The 26,872-nt window shown below is 75.8% G+C and carries 27 protein-coding genes; 13 read left to right on the top strand and 14 right to left on the bottom strand.

The window, feature by feature from the left end; all coding sequences use genetic code 11:
* Nucleotides 1–15: 15 nt before the first annotated feature.
* From KZX45_RS00950 to KZX45_RS00970, 5 genes are all read right to left on the bottom strand, one after another.
* Nucleotides 16–969, bottom strand: a complete 954-nt coding sequence (locus tag KZX45_RS00950; protein ID WP_248255838.1) for a sucrase ferredoxin — start codon at nucleotides 967–969, stop codon at nucleotides 16–18.
* A 30-nt stretch (nucleotides 970–999) separates the two neighbouring features.
* Complete coding sequence (locus KZX45_RS00955; protein ID WP_248255839.1) at nucleotides 1,000–2,355, bottom strand: AI-2E family transporter; 1,356 nt, start codon at nucleotides 2,353–2,355, stop codon at nucleotides 1,000–1,002.
* A gap of 123 nt (nucleotides 2,356–2,478) precedes the next feature.
* On the bottom strand, nucleotides 2,479–4,788 hold the full coding sequence (locus KZX45_RS00960) for a DUF3488 and transglutaminase-like domain-containing protein (protein ID WP_248255840.1): 2,310 nt from the start codon (nucleotides 4,786–4,788) through the stop codon (nucleotides 2,479–2,481).
* Nucleotides 4,785–6,014 (bottom strand): DUF58 domain-containing protein, encoded by a 1,230-nt coding sequence (locus KZX45_RS00965; protein ID WP_248255841.1) that lies wholly within the window; start codon nucleotides 6,012–6,014, stop codon nucleotides 4,785–4,787. The genes KZX45_RS00960 and KZX45_RS00965 overlap by 4 nt, the downstream gene beginning before the upstream one ends.
* Nucleotides 6,011–6,988 carry a MoxR family ATPase gene (locus KZX45_RS00970; RefSeq protein WP_248255842.1) on the bottom strand — a complete coding sequence of 326 codons (978 nt, stop codon included), beginning with the start codon at nucleotides 6,986–6,988 and terminating at the stop codon, nucleotides 6,011–6,013. The genes KZX45_RS00965 and KZX45_RS00970 overlap by 4 nt, the downstream gene beginning before the upstream one ends.
* Before the next feature lie 93 nt (nucleotides 6,989–7,081).
* On the opposite strand from KZX45_RS00970, the gene KZX45_RS00975 reads away from it, so the two are divergent.
* Both KZX45_RS00975 and KZX45_RS00980 read left to right on the top strand, forming a co-directional pair.
* Entirely contained in the window at nucleotides 7,082–7,444 is a 363-nt protein-coding gene (locus KZX45_RS00975) for a VOC family protein (protein WP_248255843.1), read from the top strand.
* Nucleotides 7,445–7,503: 59 nt separating this feature from the next.
* Complete coding sequence (locus tag KZX45_RS00980) at nucleotides 7,504–9,156, top strand: response regulator transcription factor (RefSeq protein ID WP_248255844.1); 1,653 nt, start codon at nucleotides 7,504–7,506, stop codon at nucleotides 9,154–9,156.
* A gap of 74 nt (nucleotides 9,157–9,230) precedes the next feature.
* Here the strand turns inward: KZX45_RS00980 and KZX45_RS00985 are convergent, their stop codons facing one another.
* From KZX45_RS00985 to KZX45_RS01010, 6 genes are all read right to left on the bottom strand, one after another.
* Nucleotides 9,231–9,677: an isoprenylcysteine carboxylmethyltransferase family protein gene (locus tag KZX45_RS00985; protein ID WP_248255845.1), complete on the bottom strand. Its 447-nt coding sequence runs from the start codon at nucleotides 9,675–9,677 to the stop codon at nucleotides 9,231–9,233.
* 14 nt (nucleotides 9,678–9,691) lie between these two features.
* Nucleotides 9,692–10,117, bottom strand: a complete 426-nt coding sequence (locus tag KZX45_RS00990) for a VOC family protein (protein WP_248255846.1) — start codon at nucleotides 10,115–10,117, stop codon at nucleotides 9,692–9,694.
* Nucleotides 10,118–10,172: 55 nt separating this feature from the next.
* The gene (locus KZX45_RS00995; RefSeq protein WP_248255847.1) at nucleotides 10,173–11,342 is read right to left on the bottom strand and encodes a winged helix DNA-binding domain-containing protein; all 1,170 of its coding nucleotides are present in this window, start codon (nucleotides 11,340–11,342) and stop codon (nucleotides 10,173–10,175) included.
* Nucleotides 11,339–11,764 carry an alternative ribosome rescue aminoacyl-tRNA hydrolase ArfB gene (arfB, locus tag KZX45_RS01000; protein WP_248255848.1) on the bottom strand — a complete coding sequence of 142 codons (426 nt, stop codon included), beginning with the start codon at nucleotides 11,762–11,764 and terminating at the stop codon, nucleotides 11,339–11,341. The genes KZX45_RS00995 and arfB overlap by 4 nt, the downstream gene beginning before the upstream one ends.
* Nucleotides 11,761–12,273, bottom strand: a complete 513-nt coding sequence (locus KZX45_RS01005; RefSeq protein WP_248255849.1) for a DUF6328 family protein — start codon at nucleotides 12,271–12,273, stop codon at nucleotides 11,761–11,763. Before KZX45_RS01005 ends, arfB begins: the two co-directional genes overlap by 4 nt.
* Nucleotides 12,274–12,349: 76 nt before the next feature.
* Nucleotides 12,350–13,237: a universal stress protein gene (locus KZX45_RS01010; protein WP_248255850.1), complete on the bottom strand. Its 888-nt coding sequence runs from the start codon at nucleotides 13,235–13,237 to the stop codon at nucleotides 12,350–12,352.
* 100 nt (nucleotides 13,238–13,337) lie between these two features.
* Between KZX45_RS01010 and pepN the strand changes: the two genes are divergently transcribed.
* The 3 genes from pepN to KZX45_RS01025 all read left to right on the top strand — a co-directional run bounded on the left by pepN (nucleotide 13,338) and on the right by KZX45_RS01025 (nucleotide 18,105).
* Entirely contained in the window at nucleotides 13,338–15,950 is a 2,613-nt protein-coding gene (gene pepN / locus KZX45_RS01015) for an aminopeptidase N (protein WP_248255851.1), read from the top strand.
* Between the two features lie 26 nt (nucleotides 15,951–15,976).
* The gene (locus tag KZX45_RS01020; RefSeq protein WP_248255852.1) at nucleotides 15,977–17,134 is read left to right on the top strand and encodes a sugar phosphate nucleotidyltransferase; all 1,158 of its coding nucleotides are present in this window, start codon (nucleotides 15,977–15,979) and stop codon (nucleotides 17,132–17,134) included.
* An 89-nt stretch (nucleotides 17,135–17,223) separates the two neighbouring features.
* Nucleotides 17,224–18,105 (top strand): ribonuclease H, encoded by an 882-nt coding sequence (locus tag KZX45_RS01025; protein ID WP_248255853.1) that lies wholly within the window; start codon nucleotides 17,224–17,226, stop codon nucleotides 18,103–18,105.
* Between the two features lie 74 nt (nucleotides 18,106–18,179).
* Here KZX45_RS01025 and KZX45_RS01030 read toward each other — a convergent pair whose 3' ends face one another.
* The gene (locus tag KZX45_RS01030) at nucleotides 18,180–19,169 is read right to left on the bottom strand and encodes an LLM class F420-dependent oxidoreductase (RefSeq protein WP_248255854.1); all 990 of its coding nucleotides are present in this window, start codon (nucleotides 19,167–19,169) and stop codon (nucleotides 18,180–18,182) included.
* A gap of 85 nt (nucleotides 19,170–19,254) precedes the next feature.
* Nucleotides 19,255–19,881: a DUF4126 domain-containing protein gene (locus KZX45_RS01035; protein WP_248255855.1), complete on the bottom strand. Its 627-nt coding sequence runs from the start codon at nucleotides 19,879–19,881 to the stop codon at nucleotides 19,255–19,257.
* Nucleotides 19,882–19,976: 95 nt separating this feature from the next.
* On the opposite strand from KZX45_RS01035, the gene KZX45_RS01040 reads away from it, so the two are divergent.
* The 8 genes from KZX45_RS01040 (at nucleotide 19,977) to KZX45_RS01075 (ending at nucleotide 25,575) form a co-directional block, all read left to right on the top strand.
* Nucleotides 19,977–20,588 (top strand): CDP-alcohol phosphatidyltransferase family protein, encoded by a 612-nt coding sequence (locus tag KZX45_RS01040; RefSeq protein ID WP_248255856.1) that lies wholly within the window; start codon nucleotides 19,977–19,979, stop codon nucleotides 20,586–20,588.
* Nucleotides 20,585–21,568, top strand: a complete 984-nt coding sequence (locus KZX45_RS01045; protein WP_248255857.1) for a DUF881 domain-containing protein — start codon at nucleotides 20,585–20,587, stop codon at nucleotides 21,566–21,568. Before KZX45_RS01040 ends, KZX45_RS01045 begins: the two co-directional genes overlap by 4 nt.
* Nucleotides 21,569–21,901 (top strand): small basic family protein, encoded by a 333-nt coding sequence (locus KZX45_RS01050; protein WP_248255858.1) that lies wholly within the window; start codon nucleotides 21,569–21,571, stop codon nucleotides 21,899–21,901.
* A complete protein-coding gene (locus KZX45_RS01055) occupies nucleotides 21,898–22,716 on the top strand; it encodes a DUF881 domain-containing protein (RefSeq protein WP_248255859.1) in 819 nt (272 codons plus the stop codon). The genes KZX45_RS01050 and KZX45_RS01055 overlap by 4 nt, the downstream gene beginning before the upstream one ends.
* A gap of 94 nt (nucleotides 22,717–22,810) precedes the next feature.
* Nucleotides 22,811–23,308 (top strand): FHA domain-containing protein, encoded by a 498-nt coding sequence (locus tag KZX45_RS01060; RefSeq protein WP_282453109.1) that lies wholly within the window; start codon nucleotides 22,811–22,813, stop codon nucleotides 23,306–23,308.
* Nucleotides 23,309–23,418: 110 nt separating this feature from the next.
* Nucleotides 23,419–24,087, top strand: a complete 669-nt coding sequence (locus KZX45_RS01065; protein ID WP_248255860.1) for a MerR family transcriptional regulator — start codon at nucleotides 23,419–23,421, stop codon at nucleotides 24,085–24,087.
* 70 nt (nucleotides 24,088–24,157) lie between these two features.
* Nucleotides 24,158–24,721, top strand: coding sequence for a bifunctional nuclease family protein (locus tag KZX45_RS01070; protein WP_248255861.1), 564 nt, complete (start codon nucleotides 24,158–24,160; stop codon nucleotides 24,719–24,721).
* 332 nt (nucleotides 24,722–25,053) lie between these two features.
* Complete coding sequence (locus tag KZX45_RS01075; protein WP_248256285.1) at nucleotides 25,054–25,575, top strand: MerR family transcriptional regulator; 522 nt, start codon at nucleotides 25,054–25,056, stop codon at nucleotides 25,573–25,575.
* 144 nt (nucleotides 25,576–25,719) lie between these two features.
* Here KZX45_RS01075 and KZX45_RS01080 read toward each other — a convergent pair whose 3' ends face one another.
* A complete protein-coding gene (locus KZX45_RS01080; protein WP_248255862.1) occupies nucleotides 25,720–26,823 on the bottom strand; it encodes a hypothetical protein in 1,104 nt (367 codons plus the stop codon).
* Between the last annotated feature and the right edge of the window lie 49 nt (nucleotides 26,824–26,872).

A 26,872-nucleotide genomic window follows, 5' to 3' on the forward strand; every position in this document is an offset into this window, starting at 1 on the left:
GCCGTAGCGGCCGGGCTACTCCGGGGCGACCTCGCGCACCACGTGGCGCGGCGACGGCGCCTCCGGCTCCTTCCCGCAGCTGCTCGGCCGGTGCGCGCCCCGCCCGGGGACCGTCTCGACCTCGGCGCGCCAGGCACGGCCCCCGACGGACCAGCGCGTCGACGTCCGCGTCCCGTCCTCCGCGGCGTCCACCAGCGTCACCGTGGCGGCGCGGTCCTCGCCCGCGGCCCGCCGCACGGCGACCTCGGCGGCCTGGGCGGCAGGGGCCAGCCCGGCCCGTCCGCGCAGCGCGTCGGGAAGCAGCCGCCCGCCGGCGTGGGCGTCCACGAGCTCGCGGCCACGGGTCGCGGGGAGGCGCCCGTAGACCAGCCCCTCGGGCAGCACCAGGGTGTTCGGCGCGAACCGGTGCCCACCGACGTGGCTGACCTCCCACGTCCGCGCGGGCTCGAGGGCGGCCAGCGCGGTGACGAGCGGGCGGCCGAGCTCGCCGCAGCAGGCGTCGCGCCGGGCGTGCGTGCACACGAGGTACTGGGTCTCCAGCGGCTCCCACCCGTCGGGCACGACCCCGGACCGCAGGGTGTCGAGGAGCGCGGGAAGCTTCCACCCGAACAGGCGGGAGACGGCGCCGACGGTGGTGCGGGCGCCGTGCGCGGCGGTGCCGTCGAGGGCGACCAGCATCACCGTCGGCCGGCGTGGGATCCCGTGGCGGGCGCCGGGGCGGCGCACGAGCAGCGTGGTCACCCCGAGCGGGCCGAGGACGGTGGACAGGCGCGCGCCGAGGGGCACGGCGGTGCCGTCCGGGTCGGAGAAGGGGGCGTCGCGCAGCACCTTGGTGCCCCACGGGCCACCGTGCTCGAGGACGAGGTAGCCGGTGACCGTCGACGCGGTGCCGTGGAGGTCCTCGTCGGCCTCGAGGCTCAGCCGGCTGCACGCGAGCGGGCGGGGGCTGGTCACCTCGGCGGTCGTCACAGCGCCGAGTCTAGGGGTGGGCCTCGCGGCCTACGGGCGGGCGACGGGCCGGTCGCCGTCCTCCTCCGGGCCCGGCCCGGCGTCGGCGGGGGCCGCCCGGTCGGGGCGAAGTGTCGCCACCGCCGGTCCCGCGGCCGGGTCCGACCGGTCGCCCCGGGCGGGACGCGCCGGTGTCGCCGCGGGGACCACGCCCTGGGGGCCGCTGTCGGTTGTCGGCGGTGGCGCGCCGTCGTCCGACCCGGCCGCGCCGTCCTGCCGGGCCGCGCCGTCGTCCGACCGGGCCCCGCCGTCGTCCGACCGGGCCCCGCCGTCGTCCGACCGGGCCGCGCCGCCGTCCCGGCGGTCCGACTCGAGAAAGACGTTGAGCCAGCCGGCGCGGGGCTCGGTGGTGATGAGCAGGCTCTGGAAGAACAGCGTCAGCGGCACGGCCAGGATCGCGCCCAGGGGGCCGACCACGAAGGACCAGAACACCAGGGAGAGGAACGTGACGGTCGGGTTCAGCCCCACGGCGTCCCCGACGAACTTGGGCTGGATCAGCGACTGCAGCGTGAAGTTGATGACGGAGTAGACGACGATCACCCAGACCATCGTGGCCACGTCGCCCTCCAGCAGCGCGAGCAGCGCGGGCGGCACCAGGCCGATGACGAAGCCGATGTTCGGGATGTAGTTGGTGACGAAGGCGAGGATGCCCCAGGTGAGGGCGAGCGGGACGCCCAGGAGGGCGAGGGCGACCACGTCGAGGGCGGCCACGACGAGACCGAAGACGGTGGAGACCACCCAGTAGGTCCGCACGCGTCGGGCGAAGTCGGACAGCGCCGCCGCCACTCGTGGGCGGGCGGCCCGCAGCCGGTCGGAGCGGTTGCGCACGGCCGATAGGTCGAGGGACAGGAAGAACATCACCATGACCACGAGCAGCACCTGCGAGGAGGCGGCGCCCAGGTAGTCGAGGAGGTCCCCGGCGAGCGCGACGAGGTCCACACCGGCGAGGACGTCCCCGACGCGGGTCGCGTCGACCCCGAGCGTGGCCAGCCAGGCGAGCGCGCGCTCGTACAGGGCCGGGAAGTCGTCGGCGTAGCGGGGGAGCGCGCCGGAGAGCTGGACGACGGCGAAACCGGTCGCCAGGACGAGCACCAGGAGCAGCGCGTACAGGCCGAGGAGCACGACGCCCGACGCGACGAGCGGGTGCCAGCCGCGGGCCACCAGCCGCCGCTGGAGCGGGTGGGCGGCCAGGACAAGGGTCAGGGCCAGGAAGGCGGGGGCGAAGATGCCCGAGACGGCGTGGAGGCCGGCGGCGGCCACCACCAGCGCGGCGGCGACGACGGCGAGCACCAGTCCCGCACCCGGGCGGACCCCCGCGGCCCGGCCGGGCGGCTCGGTGCTGGTCATCGTGCCCCTTTCCGGACCCTGCTGGCGTGCACATGATCGCACGCGGCGGCCGCCCCACCGTGGGGCGTCCGGGGCGTCGGCGAGCGGTCCGGCCCACCGGCCGGCACCTCGGACGCGCCGGCGTCACACCCGCGGACGGAGGGAGCGTGCCCGCCCCATCGCCCCCAGCCGGTCGCCCCAGGCACGCAGCTGCTCGACGCCGCTGGCCGGCCACAGCACGGCCCCCAGCCGGGCCCGCCAGGACCGCGTCGCGCGCACCCGGCGGGTGACGTCGCGGACGTCGCGGGCCATGGTGCCCGGGTCCGCGCCCCCGGGCGCGTAGCGGGCGCGCTCGAGGCGGGCGGCGGCGCGGGCCAGCGCGTCCGCGGCGTCGCCGGAGAGCCCCGCGGCGCTCCGGTAGTGCTCGGCCGCCTGGCGGGGGGTGGCCCCGACCGGGGCCGGCAGGCCGAGGTCCGAGAGGGTCGCGGCGAGCAGCTGCCACTCGGCCTCGACGTGGGAGGAGTCGTCGCGCGCGCGCCGGCGTCCCGCCTCGCGGCGCCACCGCCCGGCGAGCGGGACGATCAGCACCGCGGCGGCCACGACCGCCAGGATCCCGGTCGCCCGCCCGAGCGCCCGCACGGTCCCTTCCATCCAGTTCGACGCCGGGGCCCCCGGGCCGTCGACGGCGCCGCCGGGGTCCATGACCGGGCGCTCCCCGGTGGGCGGGGTCGCCGGCCCGGCGGTGGGGACCGGGGCGCCGACGTCGGACTGCGTGAGGTAGACCGGGGCGGCGCCGGAACGGCCCGCGGGGGTCGGCTCGAAGCGCGTCCACCCGAGCCCGGCGATGTACAGCTCGGGCCAGGCGTGCGCGTCGGCGGCCACGACGGTGTACGACCCGTCGAGCTCGCGCTCGCCCGGCAGGAAGCCGACCGCCAGCCGGGCGGGGATCCCCGCCTCCCGGGCCAGCAGCACCATCGCGGACGCGAACTGGGTGCAGTACCCGAGCCGGGTGGTGAGGAAGTGGGTGACCGGGTCGAGGGGGCGCCCGTCGGGGCCCTGCACCGGTTCGGCGAGGGTGAGGGAGTAGGTGAAGTCCGGCCCGCGCAGGTAGGACTGGATGGCGCGGGCGATCCGGAGCTGGTTGGTCTCCTCGGCGGCCACGTCGGCCAGGACCTCGCGCAGGGCGGGCGCGGCGGCCGGGTCGACCTGCAGCAGCTCCGGTGCCACCGCCTCGCGCAGCGGCGGGTCGCCCGCACCGGCCGGGAGCGTGCCGGTGATCTGAGGGGAGACGGCCTCGTAGCTGGAGGGCCGCGCGGCGACCGACACGGTCCCGGTGCGCGGGTCCGTCCGGGCGGCGATGTCCCCGAAGTCCGCCGACGCCAGCGGGTAGGGCAGGGCCACCTGCGGGGCGTCGAGGTTGTTGTCGACGACGGTGAGCTCGAGGTCCTCCATCGCCACCACGACGGGCTCCGAGGGGACCAGCGGGGGAGCGGGCGGGCCGCCCTGGCCGGCCACCGGCCACCACCGCCCGTTGGCGTACCGGCTCGTCACCAGCACCCGCAGCGGGGTGGGGCGGGCGCCGTCGGCCCGGTAGCGCAGGACGGGCCGGTCGCTGCGGTCGGCGAGGTCGGCCGAGAGATCCAGGGTGTCGGTGAACGTCACGCCGCCCGCCGCCCGGCCCGGTGCGGTGCCCAGGCCCTGGATCAGCGCCGTCGGCGCCAGGTGGGGGAGCGAGCCCGGGAGCACCACCGCGAGGGCGACCGTGACGGCACCGAGCGAGGCCGCCCAGGCGCGGTGACGGCGCCCGGTGCGGCCGGCGTCGTCCTCCCCGTCGGCCGGCACCGGCACCGTCCGGGACCAGCTGTGGTGGTTGGGCCAGGTGCGCACGGCCGTGATGCTCTGGCGTGCCACGAGCGCCAGCCAGACCGCCGCCGTCGTGAGGAAGTAGCGCGGGGAGAGGGGCTGGCCGGTGCCCGAGGCCGTGACGGCGAGGACCACGAGGAGGGGCAGCCCGGCCAGGGCGGGCGAGCGCAGCGTCACGCCGATCAGGTCGACAGCGAGGCCGACGGCCACCATCGACCCGGCGACCACCAGCAGCAGGCCGGGGCTGCCCGGCGCGGGGACGGACTCGACCCGGATGGCCTCGGATCCCTGCCGGACCAGCGCCGCCGCGTCCGTCAGCGCCGAGCCGAGCGGGAGCCCCGCCCAGTGGTTCCCCGGCACGAAGACCCAGCTCAGGACCGTCCACCCGGCGCCGGCCTGGGCGAGGAGGACCAGCGGGGCCGGGAGCCGGACCGCCCGGCCGGCGACGCCGACGGCGGTGACCGCGAGGAGGCCGAGGATCATCGGCCCCACCCAGGCGCGGCCCTGCACGAGCGGGCCCACCGCCCAGCTGGCCACCAGGGTCGCGAGCAGCGCCAGGAGGGCGTCGGCCCAGCGGCTGCGGGCGATCATCGGACTACCTGCCGGGCCGCCGTGGCCCGCCGCCAGGCCGTGGCGACGTCGGTGCCCGCCGTGACCACGTGGGTCCGCCAGCCCGCCGCCCGTGCGACGTCGGCGACCCGTTCCGCGCCGCCGTCGCCCAGGGCCCCGGCGAACCCCGGCGCGTCGAGGACGAGCATGACCCCGGTGGTGCCGGCCGGGCGGGCACGGGCGTACGGGTGGAAGGCGGCCGGGTCGCCGTCGGAGACGACGGCGACCACCACCCCGGCGGCGAGGGACCGGGCCGTCCGCAGCACCGGCCCGAGGTCCGCGGCCTCGGGGAGGGCCAGCGAGAGGTAGCGCAGCACGGTGCCGAGCGACAGGACCGAGCCCGCCCGGCCCTCGCGGACGGTCTCGGTGGAGACCAGGTGAAGGGCGTAGCCGCGGCCCGCCAGGTGCACGGCGGCGGAGGCGAGGGCGCTGACCGCCCACTCGAAGGAGCTGGCCTCGCCGGCGCCGCGGTGGGCCAGGCGCCGCGAGTCCAGCACCAGCACGGCCCGGCGCCGTGCCGGCTGCTCCTCCTGGCGGACCATGAGCTCGGAGCGGTGGGCGGTGGCGGGCCAGTGGATGCGGCGCAGGTCGTCGCCGTGGTGGTAGGTCCGGGTGCTCACGTCGTCCTCGCCCTGCGTGGCCACCATGTGCGGCACCGGCCAGTCGCCGGCGCCGCCCTGGCGGCGCACCCCGGCCCCGCCGAGCGCGACGATGCGCGGCAGCACGACCACCTCGCCGGACGCGCGCAGCTCCACGCGGCTGCTCGCCATGCCGAACGGGTCGGTCAGCGTGAGCACCAGCGGGCCCGGCCGGAAGATGCCGCGCATCTGCGCGTGCACGCCGTAGGTGACGGTGCGCCGCTCGCCGGGGGCCATCCGCGGCAGCACGAAGCGGGCGGGCTCGCCGAGCGCCGGATCCAGCCGCTCCTGCGCCAGGTGCGGCAGCGTCGCGTGGCGGCCCACGTTGTGCAGCGCCAGCTCGACGTGCCCCTCCTCACCGCGCTGGAGCTGCGCCGGCACCACGGTGCGCCGCAGCTCCAGGCGGGGCGCGCGGCGCCAGATCGACGCGGCCGCCAGCAGGGGCAGGAGCGCGAGCAGGGCGCCGATGCGGGTGACGTCCGGGAAGCCGAGCAGCGTGGCGCCGATGACCACCACGACGCCCGCGGCGAGGAACGCGCGGCCGCGGGTGGTCAGGCGCGGGGGCTTCATCGCGGTGCGGCGGGTACCCGGACGGCCGCGACGATCGAGCTGAGCACGTCCGCGGCGCTGGCCCCGCCCAGCTCGGCCTCGGCGGTGAGGATCACGCGGTGCGCGAGCACCGGCGCGAGGAGGTGCTGGACGTCGTCGGGCAGGACGTGGTCGCGGCCGGCCAACGCGGCGTGCGCGCGGGCGGCACGCAGCAGCTGCAGCCCGGCGCGCGGGGAGGCCCCGAGCCGGAGGTAGCGGCTGGTGCGGGTGGCGGTGACGAGGTCGACCACGTACTGGTGGACGGCGGGCGCGGTGTGCAGGCGCTCGACGGTGCGCACGAGGTCGGCGATCGTCGCGGCGTCGGTGACCGGGCGCAGCGCGGCCAGCGGCGAGCCCGAGCCGTGCGAGGCGAGCATGCGCAGCTCGGCGGCGGGGTCCGGGTAGCCCATCGAGATCCTGGCCATGAACCGGTCCCGCTGCGCCTCGGGCAGCGGATAGGTGCCCTCCATCTCGAAGGGGTTCTGGGTGGCCATGACGATGAAGGGTTCCGGGAGGGGGTAGGTGCGCCCGTCCACGGTGACCTGCCGCTCCTCCATCGCCTCGAGAAGCGCCGACTGGGTCTTGGGGGAGGCACGGTTGATCTCGTCCCCGACCACGACGTTGGCGAAGACGGCCCCGGGCCGGAACTCGAACGCGTGGGTGTCCTGGTTGAACACGCTCACGCCGGTGATGTCGCTCGGCAGCAGGTCCGGGGTGAACTGGATGCGCCGCACCGTGGAGTCGACCGTCCGGGCCAGCGCCTTGGCGAGCATCGTCTTGCCGACCCCGGGCACGTCCTCGATGAGCAGGTGGCCGCCCGCCAGGAGCACGGTCAGGGCGGTGCGCACCACCTCGTCCTTGCCCTCGATCACGCTCGTCATGGCGCGCTGTGCGGCCGCCGTCACGGCGTGCAGGCGCTCGAGGTCGACGTCGACGTCGGCCACCACCGGGTCCATGCACCGATCGTGCCCCATCGCGAGCTCCCGTGGGAACGGTTGGGCCGCCGCAACCGCGCCCCGGAGGGCGGGCCGGGAGCGTACGGTCGCGGCATGGACTTCCGCCTCGAGCTCGTCCAGGTCCCCGTCTCCGACGTCGACCGCGCCCTCGACTTCTACGTCAACCGGGCGGGCTTCGCGCTCGACCACGACCACGACGTCGGCGGCGGGGTCCGCTTCGTCCAGCTCACCCCGCCCGGCTCCCCGGCCTCGATCGCCATCGGCGAGGGCCTGAGCGGCATGCGGCCCGGGTCCGTCGAGGGCCTGCAGCTGGTGGTCACGGACATCGAGGCCGCCCGGGACGAGCTGGCCGGGCGCGGCGTGGCGGTCTCCGAGATCGCGGACTTCCCGTGGGGGCGGTTCGTGTTCTTCTCCGACCCGGACGGCAACGGCTGGGCCGTGCAGCAGATCGTCTGAGCCCGCGTGCCCGGGTACCGTTGACCTGCGCCGAGACGCGCGGATCGCAGGAGCCAGCGATGAGGGTGGAGCAGCTCGACCGGGGACGCCGGGCCTACGCGCGCCGCGAGTGGAGCCAGGCCTACGCCAGCATCGTGGCCGCGGGCACCGAGACGACCCTCCCGGCCGAGGACCTCTTCCGCCTGGCCACCTCCGCGATGCTCCTGGGCCGCGACGACGAGGCCGACGACCTGCTCGCCGCCGCCTTTCGCGTCTTCCTCGACGGCGCCCGGCCCGACCGGGCCGCCCGGTGCGCGTTCTGGGCGGGCATGTCGCTGCTCAACCGCGGCCAGGCGGCACGGGGGGCCGGCTGGCTCGCCCGTGCGCAGCGGCTCGTCGACGCCGGGGCGGGCGAGGTGGAGCGGGCCTACCTCTCGGTGGCCGTCGCCCGGCAGGCCATGCTCACCGCCGGTGCCGGTGCCGGCGCAGGGGATGACGCCGGCGAGCTGGCCGCGGCGGCGCTGGAGACCGGCGAGCGGGCCGGCGACCACGACCTGACCGCGCTCGCGCGCGTCACGCTCGGGACGTGGGACGTGATGTGCGGGCGCACCGCCCGCGGCCTGGCCACCCTGGACGAGGCGATGGTGGACGTGACGACGGGCGGGGTCTCCGCCGTCCCGGCCGGGATCGCGTACTGCGCCGTCATCGAGATCTGCACGGCCAGCATGGACCTGCCCCGGGCGCGGGAGTGGACCACGGCGCTGACACGCTGGTGCGACTCCCAGCCCGATCTCGTCCTCTTCCGGGGCCAGTGCCTCGTGAACCGCGCCCGGCTCATGCGGCTGCGGGGCAGCTGGGACGCAGCCGTGGCCGAGGCCGGGCGCGCCGTGACGCGGCTCAGCGACCCCGCCGGGCAGCCCGGTGCCGGCGAGGCGTGGTACGAGCTCGGCGAGGTGCTCCGGCTGCGCGGCGAGCTGGACGAGGCGGAGACCGCCTACCGCAGCGCGGACGAGCACGGGTTCGAGCCGCAGCCCGGGCTGGCGCTCCTGCGCCTCTCCCAGGGCAGGACGGAGGACGCGGCCGCCGCGGTCCGTCGCGTCCGGGCGGAGGCCGGCTCCCGCGCGGCGGTGCCCCTGCTCGCCGCGGCCGTCGAGGTCCTCCTCGCCGCCGGTGACCTTGACGGTGCCCGCCGCGCCGCGGCCGAGCTCGCCCCGGCCCGTCCCGGCACCGGCGGCGTGCCCACCGCCCTGGCCGACCGGGCCGCCGGCGAGGTCCTGCTCGCCGAGGGGCGTGCGCGCCCCGCCCTGGAGCCGCTCCGGCGCGCCTGGGCCGCCTGGGTCCGCCTCGACGTCCCCTACGAGATCGCCCGTACCCGGGTGCTGCTCGCCCGCGCCGGGTGCGCCGTCGGGGACGAGGACGGGGCCCGGCTCGAGCTGGAGTCCGCGTGCCGGGCCTTCGAGCGTCTCGGCGCGGCGCCGGACCTGGCGGCCGCCCGGGCGGATCTCGGTCGGCTGGCCCCGGGCGTGGCACGGCTGGTGGGCCTGACCGACCGGGAGGTCGAGGTGCTCCGGCTCGTCGCGACCGGCCGGACCAACCGGGCGATCGCCGCGGAGCTGTTCCTGAGCGAGAGGACGGTCGCCCGCCACCTGTCCAACATCTTTGACAAGCTCGACCTGCCCTCCCGGGCCGCGGCCACCGCCTACGCGTACGAGCACGGGCTGGTGAGGGCCTGACGTCGGGCGGAGGCCGCCCGTCCTCGGCGCGGACCGCGACGTCACGAAGGTTGCCCGGCGCCCGCACGCTCCGGTCAGCGGACCCCGCGCCCCACGAACCGGGGCGTGCGTGCGGCGTAGTCGAGGTAGGCGCGCCCGAACCGCTCGGCCAGGGCGCGCTCCTCGAGCCGCGACTTCGCCGCCAGCACCACCGTCAGCGCCGCTGACGCGACCAGCGGCCCGCCGCGGCGGCGCAGCACCGCCACGCCCCACGTCCCGGCGGTCAGGCCCACGTAGATCGGGTTGCGGGTCCACCCGTAGACCCCGGTGGTCACGAGCCGCGCACCGGCCGGCGGGCGCACCCGGGGGGTGAGACGGGTGTGCGGGGCGGCGCCGGCGAGCGCGAGGGCGCCGCCGGAGACGACGAGGGCTCCCGCGGCCGCCGTCGCCGCGGCCGGTAGGCTCCAGCGCCCGTGGCCCGGCCACAGCACGCCGGTCAGCGCGGCCGCCTGGGCGGCGACGAGCAGGTCGGCGCGGTCCATCCCCGGCACCCGCCTCAGGCCTGTACGGAGAGCAGGGTGGCGCCGTCGTCCGTGATGGTCCACCCCGGGTTGTGCGCCACCTCCCACGCGTGGCCGTCCGGGTCGGTGAAGACGCCCGAGTAGCCGCCCCACTCGGTCGGTGCGCCGGGGCGGCGCACCTGCCCGCCGGCCCGCTCCGCCTCCGCGAGCACGGCGTCCACCTCGTCCGGGCTGCGCACGTTGTGGGCGAGGGTGATCCCGCCCCAGCCGCCGGAGTCGCTCACGGCCGTGTCAACGGCCAGCTCGGCCCGGCTCCACAGCGCGACCACCAGCCCTCCCGCCTGGTAGAAGACCACCTCACCCAGGTCCTGCGTCGGCGACCAGCCGACGCCCGAGTAGAAGGCGCGGGACCGGTCGAGGTCGGCGACCCCGAGGGTGACCAGGCTCACTCGCTGCTCCATGCCCGGAGGGTAGCCCAGGGCTCCGGGGCCGGGCGGGCCGGCGTCCCCGCCACGATCACGCGTGCGGGCCCACGTCCACCTTCCCGAGCGTGAGGGTGGCCGTGCCCTCGAGCACGTGGCCGATGCGGTCGACCTGCTCCTCGAGCTGCCGCTCCCGGCTCGGGCCGAGAGGGCGCAGCGGCTCGACGGTGACCGCCAGGCGGCGCCCGGACCGGCGCAGGTGCCAGACGCCGGCGACCACGCCGTCGACGAGGAGGACGGGGTAGTTGCCCGCCTGGCCCCGGTTGAGGGCCCGGTCCGCGGCCGGGCCGGGGAAGAGCAGGTCGCGCGGGTGGGACCCGACGACGTAGGCGTCGAAGTAGGGCAGCAGACGAACGCCGGGTGGCGCCCCGGCGACGGTGCGGCGGGCCGGTGCGACGCGCTCGTCGGCGAGCTGCCAGAGGGGGCCGGCGCCCTCGACCGTGACGGGCTCGAGCTCCGCACGCTGCCTGCTGACGACGTCGGCGGCCCATGCCGGCGGCGCCGCGAGCCAGCGGGCGAGATGGTCGGACGAGGCGGGCCCGTAGGCGTGGAGGTAGGAGCGGACGAGGAACCGGAGCGCCGTCTCCTCGTCCGCGGGCGCGGAGCCGGGCAGCGCCCGCACCGGGTGCGTGTACGTCGCACGCCGCCCCCGGTCGGGCCCGAAGACGACGGTGCCGCGGTGCGCCGCGGCACCCAGCGCCTGTCGCCAGCGCGGCCACCAGCCGCCGAAGGCCGGCAGCACCGGGTCCGCGGCCCACGCCCCGGTCCGTCCCACCACGGCCGCGCCGAGCTCCTCGGCGGTCAGCGGCTCGCCACGCAGCGCGTCGGCGATCGCCGCGAGCACGGCCTCGGCCTGGACGGGGGTGAGGCGCGCCTCGTCGGACGTGCCCGCGCCGGCGCGGGGGACGGCGGACAGGGCCGCGGTCCATAGCGGCAGGTCCTCGGCGGCGAGCAGGTGCACGGTGCCGCGCGGACCGAAGGTCTTGACGAGCGTGCCGTCCTCCCACAGGGCCCGGCGCACGTCCGAGCGGGTCGCCCCGGTCAGCCGCAGCCCCAGCGAGAGCTCCGCGGCGGACATGACCTGGGCGTGGACGCCGCACACCGCCCGTGCCACCGCGGCGGGCCCCTCGGCGGCGGGAGCGACGAGGTGGTGGCGGGCCGTGCGGCGGGCGAGGACCTCAGCGGCCGTGAGGTCGACGGTCACCGGTCCGGTCGGCGGCGCAGCTGCTTGGTGGAGCTGCGCCGCTGCTTGGCCTCGGTACGGCGCCGCACCGCGCCCCGGGACGGGCGCGTGGGTCGGCGGGGACGGGGCGGCGGCGCGAGCGCCTCCTGGAGCTGCTCGACGAGCCGCTCCAGGGCGGCCCTCCGGTTCTGCAGCTGCGAGCGGTGCTCCGCGGCGACGACGGTCAGCACGCCAGCGTTGAGGCGGCCGCCGAGCCGGTCGAGGACGCGGCTCCGTTGGACGTCGGAGAGGGCGGGGGAGCGTGCCACGTCGAACGACAGCTCGACCCTCGAGTCGGTGGTGTTCACGCCCTGACCGCCGGGGCCCGAGGCGCGCGAGAAGCGCCACCGCAGCTCGGCCGGGTCGAGCTGGACGGTGGAGGTGACGCGGACGGGATCGCTCACGCGTCGGCATCCTCCGCCCGGGCAGCGCGGCGCCCGAAGACCAGCGGCGCCACCAGCCACCCGAGGATGATGACCACCAGCACGGCGCCCGCGACCCCGATCGCGGTCGACCGGGCCCCGACGACGTCGAAGATGAGCAGCACGGTGCCGACCACCACCAGGGCGAGCGAGGCGAGCCCGGCGAGCGCGATCGTGTGGCCGGTCCGCACCGTCGTCCTCTTGAGGCGGCGCCCGAAGAGCAGCCGGTGCAGGCTGACCGGGGCGATGACCAGGACGGTGGTGAGGGCCGCGAGCAGGACCAGGGTGAGGTACATGCCGACCTGGACGTCGTCGAGGTCGGCGAAGCGCGGCTGGAACGGCAGGGTGAGCAGGAAGCCCGTGAGCAGCTGGACGCCGGTCTGGGTCACGCGCAGCTCCTGCAGGAGCTCGTTCCAGTTGCGGTCGGCACGTTCGTCGGGCGTCTCGTGGCGGCCCTTGCTCGTCCCGGCCGTCCGATGATCGGCGTCCACCCGTCCCCTCCTCGGTCCTCGACCGCTCCAGCGTAGGACCGGCCGCGTCCGCGAGCGCGGCGGCGTGCCGCGCGGGTCACGCCCGCCCGGCGGCCGGCACCCGCACCACCACGACCGCCGGGGCGCGGTGCAGCACCCCGCGGGCGACCGACCCCAGGCGCACCGCCCGGAGGCCGCGCCTGCCCCGGCTGCCGACCACGACGACGCAGGCCTGGGCCGCGACCGTGACGAGGGCCTCGACCGGGTGCTGACGCGGGAAGAGCGGTTCCACCGGGACGCCGGGGTAGCGTCGCTCCCACGCCGCGAGCTCCGAACGGAAGCGGCCCTGGGTCGTCCTGGTGGCCTCCTGCAGCAGCGTCAGCACGCGGTCGTCGGCGTACGCGGGCGGCACTGACTCGTGCTCGACCGCCAGGACGGCCAGCAGGCCGGTGCCGCGGCGCAGCGCCTCCTCGAAGGCGTACTCCAGCACCTCGGGGGCGTCGCCGGACGGGTCGACGCCGACCGCGACCGGTCCGCCGTCCTCGGGCGCCTGCTCGCGGACCACCAGCACGGGGCCGTGCGCGTGCGCCGCCACCTTCTGCGACACCGACCCGAGCAGCTGGCCGGCGACCCGTCCGAGCCCGCGGGCGCCGATGACCACGATGGCGGCCCGCTCCGAGGCCTCCACCAGGACGACGGCGGGGTCGTCGACGACCACCTGCCCGGTCACGGTCACCCCGCCGTGCTCGGCACGGACCTGGTCGACGGCGTCGGCGACGACCCGTTCGGCCACGGACATGGCCCCGGTCTCCGGGGCGAACTCCCACCCGTGGGCCTGGCTGAGCCATGGGAACGCGTGGACGACGTGCAGCACGGTCCTCCGCCGCCCGGCCTCCCGGGCGGCGAGCTCGAGCGCGCGCGCGGCGCGGGCGGAGCCGTCGACGCCGACCACGACCGCGCCCTCGGGAACGTCCAGTGCGTCCATGGCCCGAGTCTGCCGCCGCCGCCAGGGCGACACGCCGGACTTCGGGCCCCGGCCCCGTGCGCCGGCGGGGCGGCGGCACCGGGGTGGCTAACCTGCCCTGGTGACCACCACCGCGAACCTCACCCGCGCGGAGGCCGCCGAGCGGTCCGACCGCCTCACCGTCCGCGACTACCGCGTCGAGCTCGACCTCGGTGGCGCCCGCGACCTCCGGCGTGCCACCTTCGGCTCCACGACGACCGTCCGGTTCGCGTCGAGCGGGTCCACGACCTTCCTGGACTTCCTCGGCGAAGTGCGCTCCGTCGTCGTCAACGGGCGCGAGCTCGACGCCGCCGCGTGCTACGACGGCGCCCGCATCACGCTGGACGGGCTGGCTGCCGAGAACGAGGTCACGGTCGTCGCGGAGGCGGCGTACTCGCGCTCCGGGGAGGGGCTGCACCGGTTCGTCGACCCCGCCGACGGCGAGACCTACCTCTACACCCAGTACGAGCCGGCGGACTCCCGGCGCGTCATGGCCGTGTTCGAGCAGCCGGACCTCAAGGCGTCCTTCAGCTTCACCGTCGTCGCGCCAACCGGGTGGCGGGTCCTGTCCAACCAGCCCGCGGCCCGGTCGGAGGACCGCGGCGACGGCACCGTGCGCACCTCGTTCGGTCCGACCCCGCCGGTGTCGAGCTACCTCACCGCCGTGGTCGCCGGGCCCTACCACCGGGTGGACGGGCACTGGTCGGGCGTGCTCGCCGACGGCGGCACCCTCGACATCGAGCTCGGGGTGCTGTGCCGGGCCTCGCTGGCCGAGCACCTGGACGCGGAGGAGATCCTGACGGTGACGCGCCAGGGTCTGGACTTCTTCCACCAGCACTTCGGGACCCCGTACCCCTGGGGCAAGTACGACCAGGTCTTCGTCCCCGAGTACAACCTGGGCGCGATGGAGAACCCCGGCTGCGTCACCTTCACCGAGTCCTACGTGTTCCGCTCGGCCGCCACCCGCGCCCAGCACCAGGGCCGCGCCAACACGATCCTGCACGAGATGGCCCACATGTGGTTCGGCGACCTCGTCACCCCGCGGTGGTGGGACGACCTGTGGCTCAAGGAGTCCTTCGCCGACTACATGGGCGCGCACGCCTCCGTCGCCGCCACCGAGTTCACCGGCGCCTGGGTCTCCTTCGCCAACCGGCGCAAGGCCTGGGCCTACACCCAGGACCAGCTGCCCACCACCCACCCCGTGGTCGCGGACATCCCGGACCTGGAGGCGGCGAAGCAGAACTTCGACGGCATCACCTACGCCAAGGGTGCGGCCGTGCTGAAGCAGCTGGTCGCCTACGTGGGCACCGACGCGTTCTTCGCCGGCGCGCGCCGGTACTTCGCCGAGCACGCCTACGGCTCGACGACCCTGCCCGACCTCCTCGCCGCGCTCGAGGCCACCTCGGGCCGCGAGCTGGGGGAGTGGAGCAGGCTCTGGCTGCAGACGGCCGGCACCCCCACCCTGCGCGCGGAGCTCACGACCGGGGGCGAACGGATCGTCTCGCTGGACGTCCACCAGAGCGGCACCGACCCACGAACCGGCCAGGCGGTGCTCCGCCCGCACCGGCTCGCCGTCGGTCTCTACGACCTGACGGAGCCCGACGGCGCGGTCGCCCTGACCCGCACCCACCGGTTCGAGGTCGACCTCACGGGCGAGAGCGCGGGGGTGCCCGGTGCGGCCGGCCTGCCCCGCCCGGCGCTGGTGCTGGTCAACGACGACGACCTCACGTACGGCAAGGTCCGGCTCGACGCCGACTCCCTCGCCACGGTCCGCGAGCACCTCGGGGACCTGCGCGAGCCCCTGGCCCGCTCGCTCGTCTGGGCCGCCCTGTGGAACGCCACCCGCGACGCGCTCCTCCCCGCCGGCGACTACCTCGACCTGGTCCTGCGGCACGGTCCGGCCGAGACCGACAGCGCCGTCCTCGGCGGCCTCACGGTCAACGCCAGCACCGCCGTCGAGCTCTACGCCCCGCCCGCCCTGCGCGACGAGCTCCGGGTACGCCTCGGGCAGGGCTCGTTCGGCCACCTGCGCGACGCCGAGCCGGGTTCCGACGGCCAACTCGTCTGGGCCCGCTCGCTCGCGCGGGTGGCCGCCACCACGCCGGCCGCCGCGCCGCGGCTGCGCGGGCTCCTCAACGGTTCGGAGGCGGTGCCCGGCCTGCCCCTGGACCCCGAGCTGCGCTGGGCGCTGTGGCAGGCGCTCGCCGCCCTCGGCGCGGCCAGCCTCGACGAGCTCGACGAGGAGCTCGCCCACGACCGCACCGCCGACGGCGCCACCCAGCACCTCGCGGCCGTCACCAGCCTGCCCGACGCCGACGTCAAGGCGGCGTCGTGGGAGACGCTGATGACCCCGGGGGCGCTGAGCAACGACCATGTGGACGCCACGCTGACCGGGTTCACCCAGCCGTGGCACCGCGAGCTGACCGCACCCTTCACCGAGCGGTACTTCGACGCCCTCCGCCAGATCTGGGAGCGGCACAGCATCGAGATCGCGAGCCGGCTCGTCCGGCGCCTCTACCCGGGCCACCAGGACGCCGTGGCGGGCCGGGCCCCCCAGGACGACCCGGTCGTGCTGCGCACCACCGCGTGGCTGGAGGAGAACGCCGACGCCCCCGCAGCCCTGCGCCGGCTGGTCGTCGAGGCCCGCGACCAGCTGCTGCGGTCCCTGCGCGCCCAGGAGGCCGCGCGGCCCTGACGCGCCGCCCGACCGAAGGAGAACCCGTGGCCCTCACCCGAACCCTGCTCGTCGTGCTCGCCGGGGACGCCGGCTCGCGGCTCGAGTCGCTGACCGCCCGGCGGGCGAAGCCTGCGCTGCCATACGGCGGGACGCACCGGCTCATCGACTTCACGCTCAGCCACGCCGCCAACAGCGGCATCTCGGACGTCTGGGTGGTCGAGCAGCACCACCCGCTCTCGGTCACCGAGCACCTCGCCGGCGGGCGCCCGTGGGACCTGGACCGCACGCGCGGCGGGCTGCTGGTGCTCGGGCCGGAGCCGGGCGAGCCGGTCGCCGGGACCGCGGACGCGCTGTGGCGGCGGGCCGGCGCGATCCGGGCCCACGAGCCCGAGGTCGTGCTGCTCGCCCCGGCGAGTGCGGTCTACCGCATGGACTTCACCGACGTCGTCGCCCGGCACCTGAGCGCCGGGGCGGCCCTGACGATGGTGACGACCCGCCGCGACGGCGACCTGCCCCTCCGCGGCGTCGTCCAGGTGCAGGAGGGACGGGTCACGGACTACGCGAGCCGGCCGGAGCACCCCCGCGGCGACCTCGTCGCCACCGGGGTGGTCGCGTTCGACCCGGCGGCCCTGCTCGCCGGGCTCGAGGACGTGCGGTCGGCCCGCGGCGCCGACGGCCTCGGCGACCTCGGCGACCACCTGCTCCCTGCGATGGTGGGACGCGGCGCAGCCGTCGAGCAGCGCCACCAGGGCTACTGGGCCGAGGTGGGCACCGTGGAGGAGTACTGGAAGGTCCACATGGATCTGCTCGACCGCCCGCCGTTCGACCTGGACGACCCAGCGTGGCCCGTCACCACCCGCGTCCGCCGTCACGGCGCCGCGCGGGTGCCCGGCGCCGGGCACGTCGAGGACGCGCTGCTCGGGCCCGGCGCCCTCGTCGAGGGCACCGTGCGGCGCAGCGTGCTCGGCGCCGGCGTGCGGGTGGCGGCCGGTGCGGAGGTGGTGGACTCGGTCCTGCTCGACGACGTCCGCGTGGGGCCGGGCGCCGTCGTGCGCCGGTCGGTGGTCGACGAGGGGGCGCGGGTGCGCGGCCGCGCCGAGGTCGGGGGAGCCGCGGAGGGCGACCGTGTCGCGCTGGTCGCGGCCCACGCCGTCGTCCACCCCCGCAAGCGGGTGCCGGCGGGCGGGCGGTACCCGGAGTGACGCGCCCCGCCGGCTGCCGGGCGTGAGCGGCGCCGCGGCGTAGGGTTGACGGTCGCCGGGCACGTGCCCGCCCGCAGGAGGAGAGACGTTTGCCTAAGAAGTGGTCCACCCAGACCGAGCTCGGGAAGCTGTTCGGGCTCACCGCCCGGCAGATCGGCACGCACCTGAGCGAGCTCGGGCTCAAGGACGGCAGCGGCGCCACGGAGAAGGCGCTGGCCGGCGGGCTGGCTGCCGAGCGCACCCTGAAGGACGGCACCCCGTTCTTCGTCTGGCACGGCGAGCAGGTGCCCGTGCTGCTGCGCGAGAAGGGTCTCACCCCGGCCGAGCCGGGCGCGCCGGCGCGCACCGGCAAGACCGCGGTCGCCGTCGACGAGCCGCCGCGCCCCACCGACGGCTACGACAAGGTGATCGCCACCGACGGGTCGGCGCTCGGCAACCCCGGCCCGACCGGCTGGGCGTGGGTGGACCAGACCACGGGCGAGACCGGCTCCGGCGGGCTGCCGCACGGCACCAACAACATCGGCGAGCTCCTCGCGCTGCGCGAGGGGCTGCGCCACGCCGGACCGGACGGGGCCCTGCTGGTCCGGGCGGACTCCCAGTACGTCATCAACATCGCCACCAAGTGGGCCAAGGGCTGGCGCCGGCGCGGGTGGCGCAAGGGGGACGGCAAGGTCCCGGAGAACCTCGAGCTGGTCAAGGAGATCCTCGAGCTGCTCGAGGCGCGCCGGGGCCGCACCGACTTCGAGTGGGTCCGCGGGCACACCGGCGACGTGCACAACGAGCGGGCCGACGAGCTCGCCGTCGCGGCCGCGAAGGCCGCCACGACAGGCGGCGCGCCGGTGGGAGCCTCCTCGACCGCGGCCTCCTCGACCTCGGAGCCCTCGGGTGGCGTCGCCTCCGCCGGCGCGACCGCGGCGGGCGGGCCGGACGCCGTCGTGCCGGACACGGAGGAGCCGGTCACGCTCTGGTGACCGGCCACCCCGGCTGAGCGAAGCAGGACCTCGCTGCCCGGCTGCACCGGCGCGGGCAGGACCTCCCCGCCCGGCTACATCAGCGAGGGCATGACCTCGCGCTCGAAGAGCTCGATGGAGTCGGTGGTGTACGCGGCGTCCGCGAAGTAGAAGATGCCGTAGGACATGCCCTGCGCCTTCAGCGCGGACAACTTCTCGACCACCTGCTCGGGAGTGCCATGGGCGGGCATGCCGCGGAAGCCGCGGAGCTGCTTCTCCACGTGGTCCTCGTCCATGTGCGGGCTCAGCCTCGCCACCAGCTCGTCGGTGCGCTCGCGCACCTCGGCCTCCGTGGAGCCGATCAGGACGTTGTAGTTGGCCGATCGCGTGATCTGGTCGAAGTCCGTCCCGACCGCGGCGCAGTGCTCGCGCAGGATGGCGCTCTTGCGGGCGAAGCCCTCGGGCGTGCCGTCGAAGTTGGTGTAACGGGCGTGCTGCGCGGCGATCCGGAGCGTGACCTTCTCGCCGCCGCCGGCGATCCACAGCGGGACCCCGCCCGGCTGGAGCGGCAGCGGACGGCAGATCGCGCCGTCGACGTCGTAGTGCTCGCCGTGGAACGTCGCGACCCCCTGGCGCCACGCCTGCTCGAAGATCTGCACGCCCTCCTCGAGCATCTTCAGCCGCACGCCAGCCCGGGGGAAGCCGTAGCCGTAGGCGCGCCACTCGTGCTCGTACCAGCCGGCGCCGATGCCCATCTCCAGGCGTCCGCCGCTGATGTGGTCGATCGTCGCCGCCACCTTGGCCAGGTACATCGGGTTGCGGTACGCCATGCACGTGCACATCTGGCCCAGCCGCACGCGGTCGGTGCTCGCCGCGAGCCCCGCCATGAGGGACCACGCCTCGTGGGTCGCCTCCTCGCTCGGGACCGGCGTGGTGTGGAAGTGGTCGTAGACCCACACGGACTCCCACAGCTCGCCCGCGTCCGCGCGGCGGGCCAGCGAGACCATGGTCGGCCAGTGCTGGGAGTCGTCGATGCCCGCCAGGTCGAAGCGCCAGCCCTGCGGGAGGAAGAGTCCGAATCTCATGGGCGACAGCGTATGGCGCGCCCGGCGAGGCGGCGCGCCGCGCCGGCTCGGGCGGGCCGCTGGCCCGGGAGTCCGGGCGGGCGCTTCAGCCCGGCAGCCGCGGCCCGTCACTCGCGTGCCGGAGCGGACCGGCCGTGCGGGCGGCGATCCGGCGCCGCACCGCGAGCACGAGCAGGACCACGACGACGACGACGAGGAGCGCCACCAGCGCGGGCAGCAGCACCGAGACCAGCACCAGGGCAACGGAGGAGACGTCCTCCGCGGCGGAGACGACGGGCGCGCCGGCGCCCGCGGTCACGGTGTTGACCGCCGGACGGGCCACGGCCTTGGTGGTGTGGGTGGTGAGCGCGAGCAGCACGCCCAGCACTATCGGTACCCACTGCCAGTCCTGCAGCAGTGAGCCGGGATCGGCGACCGCGGCGGTCTCCGAGGCGGAACCGGCGGCGAAGACGATGCCGCCGGCGGCGGGCCGCACCGCCGTCTGCAGCACGTCGTTGACCGAGTCGACCACCGGGATCTTGTCCGCGACGACCTCGACGGCCAGCAGGACGCCGAGCACGACCAGGGCCGGGGTGCTCTCCAGCCAGCCCCAGCCCGCCGGGAGGGCCAGCAGGTCGGTGTAGCGGGAGAGCAGGCCCAGCCCGATCAGCGGGACGTACGCGTTGAGGCCGGCGGCCATCGCCATCCCGGACCCCGTGAGCAGCTCCAGCACGCGAGCAGGGTCCCACGGCGGGGTGTGCGGCGCTCGGCGCAACGCGCGCGCCGACAACCGCCCCCGGTGACAGCGGCGCCGCATAGGCTGGGGCGGTGAGCACGAGGACGCCCCAGAGCCAGGCGGGCAGAGAGGTCGCCGACCGGGTCTGGACCGTCCCGAACGTGATCTCCGCAGTGCGCCTGCTGCTCGTGCCCGTGTTCGGGGTCCTCATCCTCAACGAGCAGGACGTCGCCGCGCTCGTCGTGCTGGTGGTCGCCGGCGCGAGCGACTGGTTCGACGGCGTGATCGCCCGGCGGTTCAACCAGACGAGCCGTCTGGGGCAGCTCCTCGACCCCGCCGCCGACCGTCTCTACATCTTCGTGACTCTCGTGGGCCTCGCCTGGCGCGATCTCGTGCCGTGGTGGCTGGTGATCGTCATCGTCGCCCGGGACGTCGTGCTGGCGGGTCTGCTGCCGATCCTCACCCGGCACGGCTACGGTCCGCTGCCCGTCCACCTCGCCGGCAAGGCCGGGACCTTCGCGCTGATGTACGCCTTCCCGCTCCTCCTGCTCGCCGGCGTCCCCGGGACGGTGGGGGTGCTGGCCTGGACCTTCGGGTGGGCCAGCGCCTGGTGGGGCGTCGGGCTGTACTGGTTCGCCGCCCTGCTCTACGTGGAGCAGGTGGTCCGCATCGTGCGCCAGGACCGCGGTCGCACCCGCCCATGAGCCACACCCACCCCCGCGACGACGCCGGCGCGCCGGGCGCGGCCGGGACGGGTACGGCCACCAGGCGACCCGACGAGTCGATGTCGCTCCTCCGCGAGCTGCTCGAGAACCCGCTCGACGCCGGGTACCGCGAGCTCGCCTCCCGGCCCGCCGGGCCGGACCGGAAGGTTCCCGGGTGGCGCCGGGGGGTCGTGCTCGTGCTGTGCGCCGTCATCGGCATGGGCGGCGTCTGGGCCGCGCGCGAGCTGCGGGGGCCGCAGTCGGGGATGCTCCCGGCCCGCGCCCTCCTCGTCGAGCAGATCAACGAGCGGGCGGCGGAGGGGGAGGAGCTGCGCGCGGCCAACGCGGAGCGCAACGCGGAGATCACCGCCCTGCGGGACGCGGCCCTCTCGGGCGCCGACGCGGACCTGCTGGCCAGGGTGACGGCACTGGGTGCGGCGTCCGGGCAGGTGGGCGTGCGCGGGCCCGGGATCGTCGTCGAGCTGGAGGACTCCGACGCGGCGCGCCTCGGCGTCGCCGGCGCGGAGGACGAGCGGGTCACCGACGTCGACCTGCAGGTGCTCGTGAACTCGCTGTGGGCGTCTGGGGCCGAGGCGATCTCCGTCGACGGGCACCGGCTCGGCTCGACCAGCGCGATCCGGACGGCGGGGGAGGCCATCCTCGTGAACCTCGACCCGGTGGTCTCGCCGTACGAGGTGGAGGTGGTCGGCGACCCGACCGAGCTGCAGACCCGGCTCGCCCGCAGCCCCGCGAGCACCCACCTGGGCGTGCTGCGGAGCAGCTACGGCATCCGCGTGGACATCAGGGCCGCCGACGAGCTCGAGCTCGAGGCGCTGCCCCAGCTCACCCCGCGCCTGGCGGAGCCGCTCACGTCCGAGGACGGCGGCGCGGGCGTTTCGAACCCGGCGCAGGATGTGAAACCCTCGGGTGACGGCACGGGGGCCGCCCGGGGACGGGCGTCGGAGGGGGAGGTGGGCTGAGTGCTCGCTCTGCTCGGACTCGCACTGGGGGTCGTCGCCGGCGTCCTGCTCGACCCCACGGTGCCGAGCTTCTTCCAGCCCTATCTGCCGATCGCCGTCATCGCCGCGCTCGATGCGCTCTTCGGGGGCCTGCGCGCCCGCTTCGACGGCGTGTTCAACGAGCGCGTCTTCGTCGTCTCCTTCGTCTTCAACGTGCTCGTCGCCGCGTTCATCGTCTGGCTCGGGGACCAGCTGGGCGTCGGGACGCAGCTGAGCACCGCCGTCGTCGTGGTGCTCGGCATCCGCATCTTCTCCAACGTCGCGGCGATCCGCCGGCACGTCTTCCGCGCATGAGCTCTGCGCGTCCGGACCAGACCTCGGCAGGCGACAGGCAGGCCGAGCGTGACGACCCGCCCACGACCCCCGACGCGGCGGAGCGCCCGACCCACGAGCGGTGGCGGTCCCTGCTGGTGCCCCGTCTCACCCTGGGGCACGTCGCCGTCGCGCTGCTCTGCGCGGGCCTCGGCTTCGCCGTCGTCGCCCAGGTCCGCCAGACGCAGGAGGACGTGCTGTCGGGCATGCGGCAGGACGATCTGGTCAGGCTCCTCGACGAGCTCACCCAGCGCAACGCCGACCTCTCCGAGGAGCAGGAGGAGCTGCGCCGCGACCTCGCCGAGCTCCGCTCGAGCACGACGTCCCGCGAGGCCGCGCAGGAGGCGGCGGAGATCCAGGCCCGCACCCGGGGCGTCCTGGCGGGCACGCTCCCCGTGCACGGGCCCGGCATCCGGGTGGAGATCGAGGACCCGGGCGGCGGTGTGCGCGCGCAGGTGTTCGTGACCATCCTGGAGGAGCTGCGCAACGCCGGCGTCGAGTCGGTCGAGCTGTCCGGTCAGCGCCTGACCGCCAGCAGCTGGATCCTCGACGGGCCGGAGGGCGGGCTCGTGGTGGACGGCGTCGTGGTCGAGAGTCCGTACGAGTGGCTCGCCATCGGCGATCCGGCGACCCTCTCGGTGGCGCTCGACATCCCGGGCGGCGCCCTCGCCTCCGTGCGCAACGCCGGCGGCGAGGTGACCGTGACGGAGGACGAGGACATCGAGATCACGGCGACGAAGCAGCTGACCGAGCCCGAGCACGCCACCCCCGTGCCGCCCGAGGAGGCGGACGGATGAGCGGCTCGTCCGACAACCACCGGCCGTTGACCCCTATTGTTGCTCCTAGGACGGCGGCCGAGAGCCGGACGACGACGATGCAGGAGGTAGCCCTATGACCACCCCGCAGCGACCGGACCGCCCGGGAGAGGGCGGCGAGGGCGAACGCCACGACGTGACCAGCACGGCCCGGTTCGGTGCCATCGGTGCCGAGACCGAGAGCGAGCTGACGTTCCAGGGGCTCAGCAGCGACGACGCGGCGGCCGTCGAGGCGCTCCCGCCCGCCTCCGCGCTCCTCATCGTCCAGCGCGGCCCCAACGCCGGTGCCCGGTTCCTTCTCGACGCCGAACGCACCACCGCCGGCCGTCACCCGAGCTCGGACATCTTCCTCGACGACGTGACCGTGTCGCGCAAGCACGCCGAGTTCCTCACCGAGGACGGCGGCTTCTCCGTGCGCGACGTGGGCAGCCTCAACGGGACCTACGTCAACCGTGAGCGCATCGACACCGCGCGCCTGCGGGCGGGCGACGAGGTGCAGATCGGCAAGTACCGCCTGACCTACCACCCCAGCCCCAACCGCGGCGCCGCCCCGGCAGGTGCTGGCCAGCGGTGAGCCCTGCAGCACGACGTCGGCCTGACGCCGCGCACGCGGCCGCGCCACCGGCGAGGTCGAGGAACGAGGCGCCGCTCAGCTGGCCCCAGGAGGTCTCGCACGAGCCGTCGATGAGCATCGGCGCCGTCCTTGCCGTGCTCAAGCCGGAGTTCCCGGCCGTGACCATCTCGAAGCTGCGGTTCCTCGAGGAGCAGGGCCTCGTGACCCCGCGCCGGACCGGGTCCGGCTACCGGATGTACTCTCGGGCCGACGCCGAGCGGATCCGGTTCGCCCTCACGGCGCAGCGCGACAGCTACCTGCCGCTGCGGGTGATCCGGGAGCAGCTGGCCGACCTGGACGCCGGGCGCGAGGTCGAGCAGTCCGCGCACGCCCGGGTCGTCACGCGCGACGGCGAGCTCGTGCGTCCCGCCACGGGCGCGCGGGTGAGCGCCAAGGAGATCTGCGAGCTCACCGGTGCGACCGAGGCCGAGCTCGACGAGATGGCACAGGCCGGGCTGGTCCTGGCCGACACGCGAGGGCGGTTCCCGGGCCGCTCCGTCCAGGTGGTCCAGGCCGTCCTGGCGCTCGGGCGCCACGGCATCAGCGCCCGTCACCTGCGCACGGTCCGCACGAGCGCGGAGCGGGAGGCCGACGTCATCGACCAGGTCGTCGCCCCGACGCGCGCGCAGCGCTCGGGCGCGGCGCGGGAGCGCAGCGCGGCCCAGGCGGGCGAGCTCGCCGAGCTGTACGTGACGCTGCACGCGGAGCTCCTCCGCTCCGCCGTGGACCGGCTCGGCTGAGACACGCCGGATTGGTCGGACCGGTCGTATTCCGTGAGCGAGGTGCCCCCGCGGGACGTACCGTTGCGGCATGCGCGAGATGGTGGTGCTCGGCGTGAGGGTGAGCGTTCCCGGGAACGAGGTCGTCGTGGTGCTGGGCGAGCCCGGCGGCACCCGCGTGCTGCCCATCGTCATCGGACCGCGCGAGGGCGCGGCGATCGCGTCGGCGCAGGCCGGCCTGGTCCCGCCGCGCCCGCTCACGCACGACCTGCTCGTCTCCATCCTCGACCACCTCGGGGTCGGGGTGAAGGAGGTGCGCGTGACGCAGGTGGTGCACGGGATCTTCCACGCCGAGCTCGTGCTGAGCGGCGGTCAGGTCATCGACGCGCGGCCCTCGGACGGGATCGCGATCGCGCTGCGTGCCCACTGCCCGGTGCTGTGCGACGAGACGCTGCTCACGCTGGCCGGTGTGCCGATGGAGGAGGCCGGTCTCGACGAGGCGGACGAGGAGGCTGTGCACGGGACGGCGCAGGCCACCCCGGAGGTCATGGAGGAGTTCCGGACCTTCCTGGAGGGGGTCGAGCCGGAGGACTTCGCGACCGGCCCGCAGGGCACCAGGAGCGCGGGCTCGCCGGACGAGCCGGACGAGCGCTGAGGCTGCCGCCTCCGCGGTCCCACACCGCCTTCCCTCGGTCCGCACCGCCAGGCGCTCCGGTGCGGCGGCGCCCGGGGAAGCGGTGCCGACCCTCAACCTCCGGTCGAGAGTGAGACACGCGCGGATGACACGCCGCATCCGTTTGCGGTGCGCCTCGTTGACCAGGTACCGGCGCGGCCATAGCGTGGCACCATCATGAGGAACGAGCGGTATCCTCGGACGGAAGCGGCGAGAGCGGCAGTTCGAGGGATCGCGGACGAACGGAGAACCCTGTGAGCGGCACTGATGCGACGGCCGGCGCCGTCCCCGGCGTCCCCCAGCGGGCCCAGGGCATGCTCTTCGGTGACACGCTGCCAGACCTGGACCAGGACACCGGCTACCGCGGTCCGACCGCCTGCCGGGCCGCCGGCATCACGTACCGCCAGCTCGACTACTGGGCGCGCACGGGGCTCGTGGAGCCGAGCATCCGGGGCGCGAAGGGCTCCGGCAGCCAGCGCCTCTACAGCTTCCGCGACATCCTCGTCCTGAAGGTGGTCAAGCGTCTGCTCGACACCGGGGTCTCGCTCCAGCAGATCCGCAGCGCCATTCAGGCCCTGCACGAGCGCGGCGTCGAGGACCTCGCCCAGATCACGCTCATGAGCGACGGCGCCTCGGTCTACGAGTGCACGTCCGCCGACGAGGTGATCGATCTCGTGCAGGGCGGCCAGGGGGTCTTCGGCATCGCCGTCGGCCGGGTCTGGCGCGAGGTCGAGGGCGACCTTGCCCAGCTCCCCACCGAGCGGGCGCACGAGGAGGAGGACCTCACCGTGGAGGACGAGCTCGCCCGGCGGCGAGCCGCCCGCAACGCCGGCTGACCCGCCCGCCCTGGACGCCCCGACCCCGCGGTCGGGGGCGTTGCTGTGCCTGCCGCCGGAGCCTCCGCCGCTCGAGGACGTCGTGGACGACCAGGTTGACCCGCGAGAGCACACTGCGCCCTGGCCCCGCGTGGCCCTGAGCCCCTAGGCGTCCGGGCAGTCCGTCGCCGTGGCGCCGCCGTCCGGCGCGCCCCCTGCCGCCACCCACGTCCTCCACAGAGCGCGCGACCTGCCGCTCTCGTCGTCCCAAGCCTCGGCGCAGTCGGCCGAGTAGAGACCGGCCACGTCGACCAGGCCGTCCGAGCTCTCGAGCCGGAGGTCGAGGAACAGGTCCGCGCCCGCCGGCACGACGCTCCGCGCGGCGTGGTGCCCCACGCTCATGACGACGTCGTCGCCCGCGCGGCTCTCCAGCTCCCCCTCCGGCGTCGACCACAGCGCGTGCGGGGCGACCGTCACGTCGACCGAGATGTACCAGCCGGTGAGGTCGGCGCCGAACCCGCTGACGTTCACGTGGACGTCCGAGCCGCCGGACCAGCCCGCGGGCACCGGCCGGCGGAGGTAGGCGTCGGCCAGGGCGACGAGCTCGGCCGGCGCATCCGCCGGGACCCGGAGCGAGCGGGAGTCGGTCGGCCGGTCCGGGTCGTGGTCGCCGTAGGACCTGACCGCGAGGTCCGTCCGTTGCCGGGTGTCGGGCAGCTGCGTCGCCAGGGCCTCGCGGACCCGGTTCAGGGCCCGGCCGGGCGCACCCGGGCCGAGCGCGACGTCGATCGAGCGGCGGTACCGGGCGTCGACCGCGCTGTCGGAGACGGTGATACTCGCCCCCTCGAACCCGTGCTGCTCGAGGACGGCCATCGCCCGGGTCTCGTCGGACAGGGCGCCGAGCATCGTGGCCGGGCCGTGCGCGTACAGGTCCAGGCGTCGGTCCTCCTCGCCCCAGCCGAGGGAGACGATGAGGTCGGTGTCCCGGTACCCGGAGCCCTCCACCAGCTCCCGGGTGGCGTCGATGACCGGGGCGGTCGCGAGGGCATGGGTACCGGCGTCGAGATAGAGGTCGATGCTCAGGTACTCGTGGTCGCCGGGGCTGTGCCGCACGCGGGACTGGGCGACGCCGGGCACGGCCGCGAGCTGCTCCTGCAGCTCCGCGGTGGTGGCGTCCTCGGTCGGGAGGGCGCTCGGCTCGCACGCCGTCAGCCCGGCGGCCGCGGTGAGCGCGGCGGCGAGCGCGACGGCCGCGCGGGAACCAAGCACGTGGGAAGGGTATCCGGATGACTCTGCACGGAAGGTGACGGCGGGGGCC

The sequence above is a fragment of the Georgenia sp. EYE_87 genome (assembly GCF_023148685.1).
GTDB lineage: Bacteria > Actinomycetota > Actinomycetes > Actinomycetales > Actinomycetaceae > Georgenia.

Coding starts and splice junctions, on each gene's coding strand:
- KZX45_RS00955 (WP_248255839.1), bottom strand. CDS start 2,355: ATGACCAGCACCGAGCCGCCCGGCCGGGCCGCGGGGGTCCGCCCGGGT.
- KZX45_RS00960 (WP_248255840.1), bottom strand. CDS start 4,788: ATGATCGCCCGCAGCCGCTGGGCCGACGCCCTCCTGGCGCTGCTCGCG.
- KZX45_RS00965 (WP_248255841.1), bottom strand. CDS start 6,014: ATGAAGCCCCCGCGCCTGACCACCCGCGGCCGCGCGTTCCTCGCCGCG.
- KZX45_RS00970 (WP_248255842.1), bottom strand. CDS start 6,988: ATGGACCCGGTGGTGGCCGACGTCGACGTCGACCTCGAGCGCCTGCAC.
- KZX45_RS00975 (WP_248255843.1), top strand. CDS start 7,082: ATGGACTTCCGCCTCGAGCTCGTCCAGGTCCCCGTCTCCGACGTCGAC.
- KZX45_RS00980 (WP_248255844.1), top strand. CDS start 7,504: ATGAGGGTGGAGCAGCTCGACCGGGGACGCCGGGCCTACGCGCGCCGC.
- KZX45_RS00985 (WP_248255845.1), bottom strand. CDS start 9,677: ATGGACCGCGCCGACCTGCTCGTCGCCGCCCAGGCGGCCGCGCTGACC.
- KZX45_RS00990 (WP_248255846.1), bottom strand. CDS start 10,117: ATGGAGCAGCGAGTGAGCCTGGTCACCCTCGGGGTCGCCGACCTCGAC.
- KZX45_RS01010 (WP_248255850.1), bottom strand. CDS start 13,237: ATGGACGCACTGGACGTTCCCGAGGGCGCGGTCGTGGTCGGCGTCGAC.
- KZX45_RS01030 (WP_248255854.1), bottom strand. CDS start 19,169: ATGAGATTCGGACTCTTCCTCCCGCAGGGCTGGCGCTTCGACCTGGCG.
- KZX45_RS01045 (WP_248255857.1), top strand. CDS start 20,585: ATGAGCCACACCCACCCCCGCGACGACGCCGGCGCGCCGGGCGCGGCC.
- KZX45_RS01055 (WP_248255859.1), top strand. CDS start 21,898: ATGAGCTCTGCGCGTCCGGACCAGACCTCGGCAGGCGACAGGCAGGCC.
- KZX45_RS01060 (WP_282453109.1), top strand. CDS start 22,811: ATGACCACCCCGCAGCGACCGGACCGCCCGGGAGAGGGCGGCGAGGGC.
- KZX45_RS01065 (WP_248255860.1), top strand. CDS start 23,419: ATGAGCATCGGCGCCGTCCTTGCCGTGCTCAAGCCGGAGTTCCCGGCC.
- KZX45_RS01070 (WP_248255861.1), top strand. CDS start 24,158: ATGCGCGAGATGGTGGTGCTCGGCGTGAGGGTGAGCGTTCCCGGGAAC.
- KZX45_RS01075 (WP_248256285.1), top strand. CDS start 25,054: ATGCTCTTCGGTGACACGCTGCCAGACCTGGACCAGGACACCGGCTAC.